11 protein-coding genes are annotated in these 13,894 nt (G+C 62.0%); 6 read left to right on the forward strand and 5 right to left on the reverse strand.

What is annotated here, in order from left to right; translation table 11 throughout:
* Nucleotides 1-20 precede the first annotated feature (20 nt).
* The 3 genes from IG169_RS23585 to IG169_RS23595 are packed head-to-tail and all read left to right on the forward strand — an operon-like array spanning nt 21 to nt 2,992.
* Nucleotides 21-1,118 carry a C4-dicarboxylate TRAP transporter substrate-binding protein gene (locus IG169_RS23585; RefSeq protein ID WP_193178731.1) on the forward strand — a complete coding sequence of 366 codons (1,098 nt, stop codon included), beginning with the start codon at nt 21-23 and terminating at the stop codon, nt 1,116-1,118.
* 57 nt (nt 1,119-1,175) lie between these two features.
* Nucleotides 1,176-1,694 (forward strand): TRAP transporter small permease, encoded by a 519-nt coding sequence (locus IG169_RS23590; RefSeq protein ID WP_193178732.1) that lies wholly within the window; start codon nt 1,176-1,178, stop codon nt 1,692-1,694.
* On the forward strand, nt 1,691-2,992 hold the full coding sequence (locus tag IG169_RS23595; RefSeq protein WP_193178733.1) for a TRAP transporter large permease: 1,302 nt from the start codon (nt 1,691-1,693) through the stop codon (nt 2,990-2,992). Before IG169_RS23590 ends, IG169_RS23595 begins: the two co-directional genes overlap by 4 nt.
* A gap of 75 nt (nt 2,993-3,067) precedes the next feature.
* Here IG169_RS23595 and pobA read toward each other — a convergent pair whose 3' ends face one another.
* Nucleotides 3,068-4,240, reverse strand: coding sequence for a 4-hydroxybenzoate 3-monooxygenase (gene pobA, locus IG169_RS23600; RefSeq protein ID WP_193178734.1), 1,173 nt, complete (start codon nt 4,238-4,240; stop codon nt 3,068-3,070).
* A gap of 87 nt (nt 4,241-4,327) precedes the next feature.
* Here pobA and IG169_RS23605 point away from each other — a divergent pair, with 87 nt between their 5' ends.
* The 3 genes from IG169_RS23605 to IG169_RS23615 all read left to right on the forward strand — a co-directional run bounded on the left by IG169_RS23605 (nt 4,328) and on the right by IG169_RS23615 (nt 8,574).
* Nucleotides 4,328-5,197: a helix-turn-helix domain-containing protein gene (locus IG169_RS23605; RefSeq protein ID WP_246717556.1), complete on the forward strand. Its 870-nt coding sequence runs from the start codon at nt 4,328-4,330 to the stop codon at nt 5,195-5,197.
* Between the two features lie 235 nt (nt 5,198-5,432).
* Nucleotides 5,433-8,054: a bifunctional lysylphosphatidylglycerol flippase/synthetase MprF gene (gene mprF, locus IG169_RS23610; protein ID WP_193178736.1), complete on the forward strand. Its 2,622-nt coding sequence runs from the start codon at nt 5,433-5,435 to the stop codon at nt 8,052-8,054.
* 160 nt (nt 8,055-8,214) lie between these two features.
* Nucleotides 8,215-8,574 carry a hypothetical protein gene (locus IG169_RS23615; protein ID WP_193178737.1) on the forward strand — a complete coding sequence of 120 codons (360 nt, stop codon included), beginning with the start codon at nt 8,215-8,217 and terminating at the stop codon, nt 8,572-8,574.
* 81 nt (nt 8,575-8,655) lie between these two features.
* On the opposite strand, the gene IG169_RS23620 is transcribed toward IG169_RS23615, so the two are convergent.
* The 4 genes from IG169_RS23620 to IG169_RS23635 all read right to left on the reverse strand — a co-directional run bounded on the left by IG169_RS23620 (nt 8,656) and on the right by IG169_RS23635 (nt 13,882).
* Nucleotides 8,656-10,044 carry a sensor histidine kinase gene (locus IG169_RS23620; RefSeq protein ID WP_193178738.1) on the reverse strand — a complete coding sequence of 463 codons (1,389 nt, stop codon included), beginning with the start codon at nt 10,042-10,044 and terminating at the stop codon, nt 8,656-8,658.
* Nucleotides 10,031-10,708 (reverse strand): winged helix-turn-helix domain-containing protein, encoded by a 678-nt coding sequence (locus IG169_RS23625; RefSeq protein ID WP_193178739.1) that lies wholly within the window; start codon nt 10,706-10,708, stop codon nt 10,031-10,033. The genes IG169_RS23620 and IG169_RS23625 overlap by 14 nt, the downstream gene beginning before the upstream one ends.
* 131 nt (nt 10,709-10,839) lie before the next feature.
* Nucleotides 10,840-12,111, reverse strand: coding sequence for a (Fe-S)-binding protein (locus IG169_RS23630; RefSeq protein ID WP_193178740.1), 1,272 nt, complete (start codon nt 12,109-12,111; stop codon nt 10,840-10,842).
* 25 nt (nt 12,112-12,136) lie between these two features.
* On the reverse strand, nt 12,137-13,882 hold the full coding sequence (locus tag IG169_RS23635; protein WP_193178741.1) for a nickel-dependent hydrogenase large subunit: 1,746 nt from the start codon (nt 13,880-13,882) through the stop codon (nt 12,137-12,139).
* Between the last annotated feature and the right edge of the window lie 12 nt (nt 13,883-13,894).

A 13,894-nucleotide genomic window follows, 5' to 3' on the forward strand; every position in this document is an offset into this window, starting at 1 on the left:
GATTATCGGGAGGAATATCGATGAAATTCAAGTTGAAACTCGCGGGAGCGGCGCTGGCCGCGTCCCTTATGGCTCTCGCCAGCCATGCCGGTGCGCAAGACTTGCGCGCCGCCCCCGCCGCGCCGCCGGTCCACCCGGCGCACTACATGTACGAAAAATTCGCCAAATATCTCGCCGAGGAATCGGGAGGCAAGATGACGGCCACCATCTACGGCCCGGAAGTCATAGCGCTGCCGCAGATGAAGGACGCGCTGCAGACCGGGCTCGCCGATGTCGGCAACGCCTTGCCGCTCTATTTCGCCGCGGACTTCCCGCAGACGGGTGTCGCCGGCGACCTCGCCCTGATGGGCCGCAGCCCCTACGCCATGGGCCTTGCAATGACGGAATTCGGCGTCAACTGCGCTGTTTGCCAGGAGGAGTTCAAGAAATTCGGCGGCGTGTTCCTCGGCTCCGGCTCCTCCGACGTCTATGTTCTGCTGACCACCAAGCCGGTTCGCTCGATTGACGACCTGAAGGGCCTTCGCCTGCGCTCGGGCGGTGCGCCCTATTCGCGCTGGGCCGAGCATTTCGGCGCCACTCCGGTAAACCTGCCGGTCGGCCAGACTTTCGAAGCTATGAGCCAGGGTACGATCGACGGCACCATGGCCTCGATTGTCGACATGCTGTCCTATCGTCTTGTCGACGTGGCGAAATACGTGACCATGGTGCCATTGGGCACCTATCACGTGACCTCGAACTTCACCGTCGCGACCAGCACCTGGGCCAAGTTCGATATGGATCAGCGCAAGGCAGTCGTCGCCGCGGCCAACCGCGCCGATCCGCAGATGACCTCGCGCTGGGGCTTCCAGCTTCCGGCCGACGCCATGGCAGCCGTGAAGGCCAACGATTCGATCGAGATCATCGAACCCGATGCGGCTTTCCTCAAGACCTCCAACGACTTCTCCATGTCCGACGTGGCAGAGCGCTCGGCGTCGAGCGAACTGTCCGCGCAGTTCGCCGAACTGGTGAAGAAATGGACGGCCATCGTCGATGAGGTTGGCGAGGATCCGGACGCGCTCGCGGCACGGGCGCAGGACGAGATCTGGTCGAAGGTCGATCTTTCCACCTACGGCCAGTAGTCACCCAACAACCCGGCCCGCATGGCGCGGGCCGGGCATCTTACCGGGAACCGGACCATGCAGAGCCTCGTGAAACTGGCGACGGGCATTGCGCGTGTCATGGGTTATATCGGCGCTTTCGCCGTCGTGGCGATGATGCTGCATATCTCCCTTGACGTCTTTCTGCGCAATGTCTTCCGCTATTCGATGAATACGGTGCCGGAAGTCGTCGCCCGGTACTACATGACCGCCCTCGCCTTCCTGCCTCTGGGCTGGCTCGAATTCAGGCGGCAGATGATCTCGGTCGAGCTGCTGGATTTCGCCCTTTCGCCGCTCATGCGCCGGATCTCCGATACGCTTGTGATGGTTGTGGCGGCCACGGCCTATGGGTTGCTCGCCTGGACCAACTGGGACAAGGCGCTATCCGAGACGCGCTCGGGCACGCTGGTGGAAATCGCCACCTACAAGATGGCAGTCTGGCATTCCTTTTACTTTGCGCCCGTGGGCTTTACCCTGGCCTGTCTGTGCTGCGTGATCCTCGCAGTCGGCCAGATCAGCCCAAGCCTCGGCGCCCGGATCGACGAGGCCGTTCAATGAGCGTTGAAATCGGCATTTACGGCGTCATCGTCCTGGCGCTGCTTCTGGTCCTGCGCCTGCCGGTGGCGCTGGCGCTGATCCTGGTCTCGTTCACCGGCATCTGGACGATGATTGGTCTGCGTCCGGCACTCGGCATTCTTGAAAACACGCCCTATTCCTTTGTTGCGTCCTGGACCATGAGCGCCGTGCCCATGTTCCTTCTCATGGGCTTTGTCGCGTTTCATACCGGCATGACAGCCGGACTGTTCGATGCCGCGAAGGTGGTGCTGGCGCGATTGCCCGGAGGACTTGCCATATCGTCGATCTTCGCATGTTCGGCCTTCGCCGCGATGTCGGGATCGTCCGTCGCCACGGCCGCCGCGATGGGGCGTATCGCGATCCCGGAAATGGTGAAGGCGGGCTATCGGCCGTCGATCGCCTCGGGCGCGATCGCCGCCGGGGGCACGATCGGCGCACTCATACCGCCGTCGATCCTCATGATCATTTATGGGATCATCGCCGAAACCTCTGTGACCCAGGTCTTTATCGGCGGGTTCTCGATCGGTATTACCACCGCGATTTCCTATTCGCTCGTGATCCTCATCATCTCGTGGCTTCGTCCTGACATGATCCCGCCCCGCGTGTCGGTGGAGAAGGGCGAGGCAGGCCGTATCTTGTTCCAGCTCCTGCCGGTCTCGGTGCTGGTTTTTGTCGTTTTCGGCGGGCTCTTTTCCGGCTTGTTCACCGCCACCGAGGCAGGCGCTGTCGGCGCGCTTGGCACGATCATCATCGCCGCCTTTACCGGCAGGCTCACCCGGGATGCCGTGTCACGCTCGCTTCTCGAGACGGTGACGACCACCGGCTCGCTGCTGATCATCGGCATCGGCGCAACTATGTTCACGCGATTTCTCGGGCTATCGGGATTGCAGAATTTCATCACCCAGTTCGTGAGCGGCGCCGACATCGGCTACGTGCAGCTGATGTTGGTCATCGTTGCCGTCTACCTGGTCCTCGGCACCTTCATGGAGCCTTTCGGCGCCATGCTGATCACGCTGCCGGTGCTGCTGAGCGTGCTTCAGGCGCAGCATATCTCGCTGGTATGGTTCGGCGTGCTGGTGGTGAAGCTCCTGGAGATCGGCATGATCACGCCGCCGGTGGGACTGAACGTTTTCGTCATCCGCAACGTGGCGGCAGAACACGTGACCACGGTGCAGGTCTTCAAGGGTGTGATCCCGTTCCTGCTGGCCGATCTGGTCGTGGTGGCCATCGCCATCGCTTTTCCGGGTTTCGTCCTCTTCCTGCCGTCGCTGCTGAAATAGCGGCGTGAAAGCGACAAAAAGGCCCGGACGCCTGCAGGTGTCCGGGCCATTTCATCTTCGGCGCATGGGCCCCGCCTAGAACGGCAACCCGACATAGTTCTCCGCTAGCGAACCGAGCGCCTTCTCCGACGAGAAGAGATATTCGAGATCGGTTTCCTGTAGTTTCTGATCGTAGGGGATGCGGTCCGGGAATGTGTGCAGCAGCGTCGTCATCCACCAGGAGAAGCGCTGCGCTTTCCAGACCCGCGCCAGCGCCTTTGCCGAATAGGCCTCCAGACCACTGTCATCACCGTCCTTATAGTGGTCCACCAGCGCATGGTAGAGGTAGTAGATATCAGACGCCGCGCTGTTGAGCCCGCGCGCGCCAGTCGGCGGCACGATATGGGCGGCATCGCCGGCCAGGAACAGATTGCCGTAGCGCATCGGTTCGGCGACGAAGGATCGCAGCGGCGCGATCGACTTCTCGATCGACGGTCCAGTTTCCATGCGCGCTGCAACGTCGTCCGGCAACCGGCGCTTCAGTTCGGCCCAGAAATCGTCGTCCGACCAGTCCTCGACCGTGTCGGTCAACGGTACCTGGATGTAGTAGCGGCTCAGCACCTGCGAACGCAGCGAGCACAGCGCGAAACCGCGCTCATGCTTGGCATAGATCAGTTCCGGTGACACCGGCTTGGTGCGCGACAGGACACCGAGCCAGCCGAACGGATAGACCTTCTCGTATTCCGTCAAAACGTCTCGCGGGATCGATTTGCGGCTGACGCCATGGAAACCGTCCGCGCCGATGATGTAGTCGCAATCGATGCGGATCACCTCATCGCCGTCGCGATACGTCACATAGGGAGCGTCCGATTTCATGTCGTGCGGCTTCACGTCCTCCGCATTGTGGATGACGGTGCCGTTCATCTTGTCACGCGCCTCATAGAGGTCGCGTGTCAGTTCCGTCTGACCGTAGACCACGACCGAGGAACCGCCGCTGTATTTGTGCAGGTCGACGCGGTCGAGGATCCCGTCATGGGCGATGAAGAAACCATCGTGGATTTCGCCTTCGCGATCCATGCGCTCGCCGCATTGGGCCTCGCGCATCAGTTCCGCGAAACCGTGCTCCAGCACGCCGGCTCGAATGCGGCTCAGCACGTATTCGCGGCTGTGCTTCTCTAGAAGGACATTGTCGATGCCTTTCAGATGCAGAAGTTGCGACAGCATCAGCCCCGACGGGCCACCGCCGATGATACAGACTTGGGTTTTCATGATGTTTCCTCCAAATGTTGGACGAAAATACCACGCAATTCACCGCCATAAATGGACGCCCCGGGATTTCTCTTGTACAAATCGAACATGCAAGCCGCTCTCCCCGTCCTCAATTACAACCTCTTCGGCGAAGCCGGAGACCTGCCCGACGTCGTTCATTGCGAGACGATCGAAATCCGTTCGCGGCTGCATGACTGGGAATTGGCACCGCATCGCCATGCCAGGTTGCATCAGATCCTGCTCATCGACCGCGGCGGCGGCCGGGCGGTTCTCGAAGACGAGACGACCGCGTTGCACCCGCGCACCATGGTGAATGTGCCGCTCGGATGCGTCCACGCCTTCTCGTTCACGCCGGGAACGCAAGGCTGGGTCGTCACCATCGCGTCGGAAATGATGGAGGAAGCGCTGGAACCGTCGCAGGGGCTGCGCCAGGTGCTCTCCCGTCCCGCCGTGCTCCCCGCATGCGAACCGACTCGCGCCATCATGGAGCAGATCTTCGAGGAACATGCCGGGCGCGGTTTTGCTCGCGCACAGATCCTGCGCGCCTTGACCGGTGTCCTGTTCGGCCATGTCGCGCGCGGACTGGCGCAAAGCGGCATTGCGGCCGGCAATCCCGGCGACAGCGAGATTTTCCGGAAGTTCGAGGCGCTGATCGAGGACAATTTCCTCGATCGATGGCCAGTCGCCGACTATGCCAGCGCGCTGGGCGTCACGCCGACGCATCTGAGCCGTATCGCGCGCGCCGCGGTCGGACGGCCGGCGACGCGCGTGATCGAGGACCGCATGATCCGCGAGGCGCGCCGCAATCTCGTTTACACGAACCTGCCGATATCGCGCATCGCCTATACGCTCGGCTACAACGACCCCGCCTATTTCAGCCGGGTGTTTAGCAACGCCACGGGCATGTCGCCGAGCGAGTTCCGGGAACGCATCAACGGCCACGGCGACTCTGCCTGAAACGCATTCCGAATATGGCATTCCGCCCTCAGGGCCGATAAAACGAAAGTATTCCACATCTCAATTGAGGCGTGACGGCTTTGCGACGGAGTATGGAAACAGCCAATCCATCCGCACTTGAAAAGCAATGCGCCACACTGGCGGCGCGATTGAGGGTCATTGACCCTGTGCCGCCGCGCGCCCCGTTCACGGGCTACACGGCATCAGCGCAACGCACAGGCTGGATATTGGCGCCGTGACCACGCAGATCGATCAAACCGGGAAACGCGCTGGCCGCGCCGGCGGGACCTTGCGGCGGCCGCTTGCGCCTTACCTGGCACCGCTGTTCGCGATCCTCTTCGTCGCTGTCGCGCTCGCCGTCGTTCACGAAATCACGGCCCATGTGCATCTGCGCGATATTCTCGCCGCCGCGCGCGGCACGCCGCCGCACCTGATCGCTCTGGCTGTTTCCTACACCGTGCTCAGTTACGTCGCCATGGCCGCCTACGACATCGTCTCCACGCGCGCCTTGCACATGACGCAGGTGCCGGTCCGTGTCGCCGCATTTGCCGGCGCCGTCAGCTATGCCGTCGCCAATGTCGTTGGCTTCAACTTCATTTCCAGCGGAAGCGTCCGGTTCCGAGTTTATTCCCGTATCGGCCTGGAGGCCTCGGACTCGGCGCGCATCGTCGCCGTCTCCGCGTTCGGAATCTGGGTCGGCATGGCGGTGATGTTCGGCCTCGCGCTTGCGGCCGAACCGGTAAACATTCCGGGTGTTTTCGAACTGCCGCCTTCCGTGTCGCGGTTTATCGGCCTGGCCATCCTTGCCGCCGGTGCGGCCCTGCTCGTTTGGCTGGCGGCCGGCAGGCGCCGCTTTCCGCTTTTCGGCTGGCACCTCGAACTGCCGCCGATGCGTTACGCGCTGGTCCAGATCGCAATCGCCCTGGTGGACTTCTCCACCGCCGCGGCGGTCCTCTACGTGCTTCTTCCGTCGGATATCGGCGTCAGTTTTCTCGCTTTCCTGCCGCTTTTCCTGATCGCTATCGTCGTCGGCACCGCCAGTCATGCACCCGGCGGTCTCGGCGTGCTGGAGGCGACGATCCTTTTCGGCCTCGGCGCGGGAAACCGCCCCGAGGTGATCGCTGCACTGCTGACCTTCCGCGTCGTCTATTACCTGCTGCCCTTCGCGGCCGCGTTGCTGGCGTTGCTTCCGTTCGAACTCCACCACATGGAGGTGAAGGCGTCGGTGACGGCCGGACGGCTGTTCCGCTTTTCGCGCCCGGTCGTCGCGCGCGTGCTCGCCGCGATCGTGTTCGCGGGCGGCTTGGTGCTGCTGCTGTCCGGCAGCAATCCCGACTACGACAGGCGCCTTCAGACGCTGAGCGAATTCACGCCCCTGCCCTTCGCCGAAGCCTCGCATATGCTCGCCAGCATCTCCGGGCTGTTCCTGATCGTTCTGGCGCGCGGCCTTTACATGCGCATGGCGCTGGCGCAGCGCGTGGCGATCGGATTCCTGCTCGCAGGTGCGGTATTCACCCTGGTCAAGGGATTGAACTACGAGGAAGCGGCTTTCCTGATCGCCATCGCCGCCCTGCTTTTCGTCTACCGCAGCGCCTTTTACCGCCGCGGCGACTGGCGGCAATTCCGCCTCGGCCCGCAATGGCTGGCCCTCGTCATCATCACCATTGCCTGCATCACCCTTGTCGGCTTTCTCGCCTACCGCCATGTCGAATACAGCGCCGATCTCTGGTGGCAATTCGCATGGAAAGGCGATGCGCCGCGCTTCCTGCGCACCACGCTGGCGCTAGCGATCGTCACCGGCGCCCTCACCCTCGACGCGCTCATCAACCGGCCTGCCGTGAAGGCGGCCGGCCAACGCAGCGTACCCGGCGCCGTCCGGCGCATTCTGGCGGACTGCCCGGAGACGCAGCCGCAAGTCGCCTTGTTGGGCGACAAGAACTTCCTCCTCTCCGAAGAGGAGGACGCGTTCTTGATGTATGGCGTTTCAGGCCGCAGCTGGGTGACGATGGGCGGCCCGGTCGGCAATCCCGACAAGGCGCAAACGCTCATATGGCACTATGCCGAAATGATCGACCGCGCCGGCGGGCGCGCCGTCTTCTACGGCCTGAAGCCGGACGCCATCGCCATGTATCTCGATTTCGGTTTTTCCATCCTGAAATTCGGCGAGGTCGCCCGTGTCGATCTCGACGTCTTCACGATGGAGGGACGGCAGCGAAAGGACCTGCGATACGCGCTCAGCCGGTCGAAACGCGACGGACTGGAGTTTTCCGTCATCCCGCGCGACCAGCTCGATACCGTGATGCCCCGACTGAGAAAAATCTCGAACGAATGGCTTGAGGGCAAACACGGATCGGAGAAGCGCTTCTCGCTCGGCCGGTTCGACGAGGCGTATCTGAGCGAGTTCGACATTGCCGTCATGCGCAAGGACGGCGAGATCGTCGCCTTTGCCAATATCTGGCGCGGCGCAGGCCGGCACGAAATCTCAGTCGACCTGATGCGCTATTCGCGTGACAGACCGAGCCTGTTGATGGAAGCCTTTTTCGTCCATTTGATCCTGTACGGCAAAGCGGACGGCTACAAATGGTTCAATCTCGGGGCCGCGCCGCTGGCCGGCCTGATCGACCATCCGCTTGCGTCGGCATGGAACCGGATCGGCGTGCTGATCTACCGGCACGGCGAGGAGTTCTTCAACTTCGAGGGCCTGCGCGCATTCAAGGAGAAATTCGATCCCGTCTGGACGCCGCAATATATCGCTTGTCCGGGCGGGTTCGCCCTGCCGCAGATCCTGTTCGAGATATCGACGCTGATCTCCGGCAGCCCGGCCAAGATGGGGCGGTTTTTCGCATTTCTGCGCTAGGAACGACCGCGCTCGGACACGGCGTGACCTTACGGTAACATTATGTTTTGCATACAAATCTGTATGTCTGCGGACAAATCTCCGCCCAAGCGTTTCTGTCTATTCCACTGCATTCGGAAGCATCCATTGTCTTTCGGAAATGTTGAAGGAGAGAAATAAAATGAAACGTCTCAACGCACTCGCAGCCGCAACCGCACTGTCCCTTCTGGCCATCTCCAGCGTCGCACAGGCGCGGGAATGGTCCGGCGAAAACGAGAGTGAGGTCAGTCGCGCGGTGGAAATGATCAAGAGCAAGAATTTCGAGGTCGTGCGCCTGGATTCGCTCGCTCCCGGCAACTACTACCACGACGAATATGTCGGCCACGCGGCCGCACATACCGCTGATATCCAGAAGCTCCAGACGACCATCGCGGAAAACAAGAACCTGATGGACGAGCTGAAAGCCCAGAACGTCGAGATCGCCAATATTGTCGCGGTCGACGAAGCCGCCAATGGCAGCTTCACCTTCTATCTCCGCTGACCACGCATCAGCAGACAATCCGGCAGTCGTCCCTGCCCCCGGAAGCCGCGAGGCTTTTCGGGGGCCTTTTTTGTATTCAGATTACTCTTCCGTATGCGCGACGACAGCGTCGGCGCCCCGGGAAAACAGCAAGGTCGCCCTCAATCCCGGCCGGTTGTCTTCCAGCACTAGCCCGCCGCCATGCAGTTCGGCGATGGCGTTCACGAGGCTGAGGCCGAGACCGGAACCGGGCGTCGTCCTGCTCTTCTCCAGCCTGTAGAACCGTTCGCGCACCTTCTCGCGTTCGTCGGCGGGAATGCCGGGACCGTCATCGGCGACGATAACCGCGACACCGCCTTCGCGCGTATCGATGGAACAGTTGATATGCGAGCCCGGCGGACAATGACGGATCGCATTCTCGATCAGGTTTGCCAGGGCCTGCGTCACCAGTTCGCGGTCGCCCTGCACCTCGACCGGCGCGTCGTCAGACGTGGCGTAGTCGAGAACATCGCCCGCATCTTCGGCAACATTCGTGTAAACTTCCGCAATATCGGACAGAATCGCCCTGAGATCGATCACGCCGAAACGCGCCTTGCGCGCGCCCGCCTCGATCTGCGCGATCGCGAGCAGAGCCGCGAAAGTCTCGTTGATATGATCCGATTCCGAAGCAGCCCTTTCGAGAAGTTCGGTGACGGGTTGGCCCTTCTCGTTGTGCAGGAGAGCGGTCTCGATCGTAATCCTCAGCCGGTTCAGCGGCGTCTTGAGATCATGCGCGATATCGTTGGAAACCTGACGCATGCCCTCGACAAGATGCGATAGGCGGTCGAGCGCGGCATTGACGTTCCGCCAAAGCACATCGACATCGTCCTTCTGGTTCCTGATCGGCAGCCTCGCGCCGAGATGACCGAGCGAAATCTCGTCGAAAGTCCGTTGCATCTGGTCGAGCCGGCGTTGCGTTTTCGCCGCCAGATAGGCGCCGCCCGCCAGGCTGAGCAGGATCATGCCGGCCGCAGCCCAACCGAAACTTTTGAAGATCGTCTCGCGCACGATTTCGATATCGGCGTTGCTGGAGCCGACGGCCAGTTCGAAATCGCCGACACGGCTGTTGAGAATCCGGTAGGAGACATCGCGGTCGATGCCGAGACGGCGCGCCGGAACGTCCGAGAATCCCGGCGGAATGTCGAAACCGTTCACATTGGTGGCAAGTACCCGGCCGTCGGGCGCGAGGAGCCGGAAGACGTTTTCCTTTCGGGCCGCCGCAAGAATATTGGCCTGGACCGAGTCCGCAAGAGAATCCTCGCCGCCCTCGACATAGGATTGCGCGATGGCATAATGCAGTTCGGATACGCCGCGTGTGTGCGCCGCATCAAGGTCTGTGCGCAAGATCGTATAGGCCAGCGCAGCGCTCGCCAGAAATGCGCCGATCGCCATCAACGTGATGATGACGGCGATCCGGAAGGGCGTGCTGTAGATAAGCCTAGCGAGGCGCATGCAGCGAATAGCCAAGATTGCGCACGGTATGCAGAAGCGGCGCGTCGAACGGCTTGTCGATCTTGGAGCGCAACCGGCTGATATGCGTTTCGACGACGCTGGTCTTGGGATCGAAGTGGAAGTTCCAGACCCGCTCGAGCAGCATCGTCTTGGTCAGGACCCGCCCCTCGTGTTCCATGAGGGTTTCCAGCAGCGTGAATTCCTTCGGTTGCAGATCGATGTCCTGTCCCGCCCGCGTCACCCGGCGGCGGATCAGGTCCATTTCGAGATCATGCACGCGCAGCCGGGATTTCTCGGCGATCGCGGCGGGACGGCGCAGCAGTGCGTTGACGCGCGCCAGCAGTTCCGAAAACGCGAACGGCTTGACGAGATAGTCGTCTCCGCCGGCTTCCAGCCCCTCGACCCGATCGTCTACCCCGCCGATAGAGGTCAGGAACAGCACCGGCGTCGATACGCCTGCGGCACGCAGGCTTTTTACGAGGGACAGGCCATCAAGCCCCGGCAACATCCGGTCGACGACGGCGACGTCGAAATCCTCGTCCGCGGCGCGCAGCATGGCCTCGCGTCCGTCATCGACGACATCGCACGCAAGCCCGCTTTGCGAAAATCCGTTGCGGATATAGTCGGCGGTCTGATGGTCGTCTTCGACAAGAAGGATGCGCATTGCAAACTCGCGCTCACGGCTCGAAGCCGGGCGCCAATCGCCCGACCTGTCCTGAGAATAGGATTTTATAGCGCGAATTTTTAGGCGCGCCGCCATACAAATCCGTAAGGCGCCGGCGCCGGGTCGAAACGTCAGTCCGCCTTGGCGGTCGCGCCGTCTTCCACCAGATGATCGGCGATGATCTCGACAATGCTTTCGAGACCGCCCTTCCAGCCGAGCGCAGCCTTGCTCTCGTCCATCGTCAGCCGGCAATTGGCGCACGAGGAAACCAGGGCCGCCGCGCCTGTCTTTTCGACCTGGTCGATCTTGATCTTGAACACCTGGTGGCGCAATTCGGCCGCGCGGCCGATCGCCTGGACGCCACCGCCCCCGCCGCAGCACCAGTTCTGGTTGCCGGTCGGCGTCATTTCGCGGAAGTCGGTGGCAAATCCGTCCAGCAGATAGCGCGCGTCCTCGGTTGCCCCGCCGCGCCGCGAGATCTGGCAGGGATCGTGATAGGTGATCGAACCGTTATGCGGCTTGAGTTTCAGCCGACCCTCGCGCTTCAGCTTCGCCATGTATTCCGTAATGTGAAGAACCTCAAATGGCATTCGCTTGCCGAGGATGTTGGCGCCGCCCCAGCGCAGCACGCCATAGGCATGGCCGCATTCGGGAATGACGACGGTCTTCGCGCCGACCGCTTCCGCGGCTTCGGCGATCCGCGTGACCATGATCTTGGCGACATCCGCCTTGCCGGCCAGATAGCCGAAATTGGTCGCCTCGTATCCCTTGGTAGAGAACGTGTAATCGACGCCGGCATGGTTCATGATTTTCGCCATCGCGGAGATCGAAACCGGGTATTTCATCATCTCGATCGAGGAGACCGTCAGCAGGACCTCGGCCTTGTCCTTGTCGAGCGGGATATCGATCTCGTTTTCGTCGGCGAGCCACTCGATGCGGTCTTCCAGCTTGCCCGGATCGAGCCCGAGCGGGCTGCCGTGATCGCGCGAGAAATCGGCGGCGGCGAGCAGGTCCTCCGGACCGAGCCCTGCGGCGACGAACGCCTGGCGCGCCTTGCCGACTATGGAGGCGATGTCGATACCCATCGGGCAGACCGTCGTGCAACGCCCGCACATCGTGCAGGTGTCGAACAGCAGTTCCTCCCACTCGGAGAGATCCTTTTCGGTGATCCGCGGGGCGAGGCCGAGCCAGCTCAGCGGCGATTTCTGCGACCGGTAGGCCTTGGCGATCGGAAACAGCTTGTAGGCCGGCGTGTGGCGCGGATCGCCGGAGGCCTCGTGGAAATGGCAGGCATCTGCGCACTGGCCGCAATGCAGGCACGCTTCCAGATAGGCGACAAGCGGTTCCTCGACCTGTTTGAAGAAAACGTTTCTGGCCGCATCGACATTGACGGGAGCGTTCATGGTCATTCCTCCGACGCGTTCGGGCTTATCGAACCTGTATCTTCATCAGTTCCTCGCCATCCGGATCGACGACATGCACGGCGCAGGCGATGCAGGGATCGAAGGAGTGGATGGTGCGCTGGATCTCCAGCGGCTGCTTCGGGTCGTACAATGTGTGGCGGTCCATCAGCGCCGCCTCGTAGGGACCGGGCTGGCCCTGCGCGTCGCGCGGACCGGCATTCCAGGTCGAGGGCACGACCGCCTGGTAGTTGTCGATCTTGCCGTCCTTGATGACGACCCAGTGAGCGAGAGCGCCACGCGGCGCTTCCATGAAGCCGACGCCGCGCGCCTCTTTCGGCCAGGACGACGGCTCCCATTTGTCCTCATTGTGCACGGCCAGATCGCCACCGCGGATATTGGCGATCAGATTGTCGTACCAGGTCGACATCTGGTCGACGATGATCTTGCTTTCGAGCGTGCGCGCCGCCGTGCGGCCCATCGTCGAGAACATCGCCTCGAGCGGCAGATCCAGCTTCGACAGGGCCATGCCGGCGAGTTCCTTCGTCGGCTCGTGGCCCTTGGCGTAGAGCATCAGCACCCGCGCCAGCGGTCCGACCTCCATCACGTTGCCTTTCCAGCGCGGCGATTTCAGCCAGGAATAGCTTTGCTCGACATCGAGCTGCTCATAGGGCGGCTTCGGACCGGTATAATCCAGATTAGTTTCACCCTCATAGGGATGCAGTCCCCGATCCTTGCCGGCGGAATAGTCGTACCAGGAATGCGACACGAATTCCTGAATCTGTTCGGGGTCATTCAGGTCGACGGGATGGATGGTGTTCAGGTCGCGGCCAAGAATCGCGCCCGACGGAATGAGCCAGCTCGACGGGTCGTCCATCCCCTTTTCCGGGAAATCGCCGAAGGTCAGAAAGTTACCGACGCCTTCGCCGCGCGCGAACCAGTCCTTATAGAACGAGGCGATCGCCAGCGTGTCGGGCAGATAGACCTGCTCGACGAACGTCTTCATCGAATCGATCACCGTCTTAACCTGGCCAAGACCGGTCATGTTGACGGCCGTAGCCGAGACTCCGCTCGACGCCGTCGAGTCGACGCTGATCGGCGAAGGCGCGCCACCGACAAGAAAGTTCGGATGCGGATTCTTGCCGCCGAAGATCGTGTGCAGCTTGACCACTTCACGCTGCCAAGCCAGCGCCTCGAGATAGTGCGCGACGGCCATAAGATTGGCCTCGGGTGGCAGCTTGAAACCCGGATTGCCCCAGAAGCCGTTGGCGAAAATGCCGAGTTGCCCCGACTCGACGAAATTCTTCAGCTTCTTCTGCGTGTCGGCGAAATAGCCGGGACTGGATTTCGGCCAGGACGAGATCGACTGCGCCAGCTGCGACGTGGCCGCGGGATCGGCCTTGAGCGCCGAGACGACGTCGACCCAGTCAAGCGCGTGCAGGTGATAGAAATGCATGACGTGGTCATGCACATATTGCGCCGCGATCATCAGGTTGCGGATCAGCTGCGCGTTCGGCGGGATCTTGTAGTCGAGCGCGTTTTCAACGGCCCGCACCGACGCGATACCATGCACCAGGGTGCAAACACCGCAGATGCGCTGCGCGAAGGCCCATGCCTCGCGCGGGTCGCGCCCCTTGAGAATGAGTTCGATACCGCGAACCATCGTGCCCGAACTGTAGGCGCCGGTAATCGACCCGTCGCTGCCCGTTTCGGCCTCGATGCGCAGATGGCCCTCGATCCGGGTGATGGGATCGACAACGATGCGTTCGTTCATGGCGTCTACCTT

The sequence above is a fragment of the Oricola nitratireducens genome, assembly GCF_014904745.1.
Taxonomy (GTDB): Bacteria; Pseudomonadota; Alphaproteobacteria; order Rhizobiales; family Rhizobiaceae; genus Oricola; species Oricola nitratireducens.

Bases quoted from the DNA above. Each gene is read 5' to 3' on its own strand.
- IG169_RS23635 (WP_193178741.1), bottom strand. From the start codon at position 13,882: ATGAACGAACGCATCGTTGTCGATCCCATCACCCGGATCGAGGGCCAT.
- IG169_RS23625 (WP_193178739.1), bottom strand. From the start codon at position 10,708: ATGCGCATCCTTCTTGTCGAAGACGACCATCAGACCGCCGACTATATC.
- IG169_RS23605 (WP_246717556.1), top strand. From the start codon at position 4,328: ATGCAAGCCGCTCTCCCCGTCCTCAATTACAACCTCTTCGGCGAAGCC.
- IG169_RS23630 (WP_193178740.1), bottom strand. From the start codon at position 12,111: ATGAACGCTCCCGTCAATGTCGATGCGGCCAGAAACGTTTTCTTCAAA.
- IG169_RS23615 (WP_193178737.1), top strand. From the start codon at position 8,215: ATGAAACGTCTCAACGCACTCGCAGCCGCAACCGCACTGTCCCTTCTG.
- IG169_RS23590 (WP_193178732.1), top strand. From the start codon at position 1,176: ATGCAGAGCCTCGTGAAACTGGCGACGGGCATTGCGCGTGTCATGGGT.
- IG169_RS23620 (WP_193178738.1), bottom strand. From the start codon at position 10,044: ATGCGCCTCGCTAGGCTTATCTACAGCACGCCCTTCCGGATCGCCGTC.
- IG169_RS23585 (WP_193178731.1), top strand. From the start codon at position 21: ATGAAATTCAAGTTGAAACTCGCGGGAGCGGCGCTGGCCGCGTCCCTT.
- IG169_RS23595 (WP_193178733.1), top strand. From the start codon at position 1,691: ATGAGCGTTGAAATCGGCATTTACGGCGTCATCGTCCTGGCGCTGCTT.
- pobA (WP_193178734.1), bottom strand. From the start codon at position 4,240: ATGAAAACCCAAGTCTGTATCATCGGCGGTGGCCCGTCGGGGCTGATG.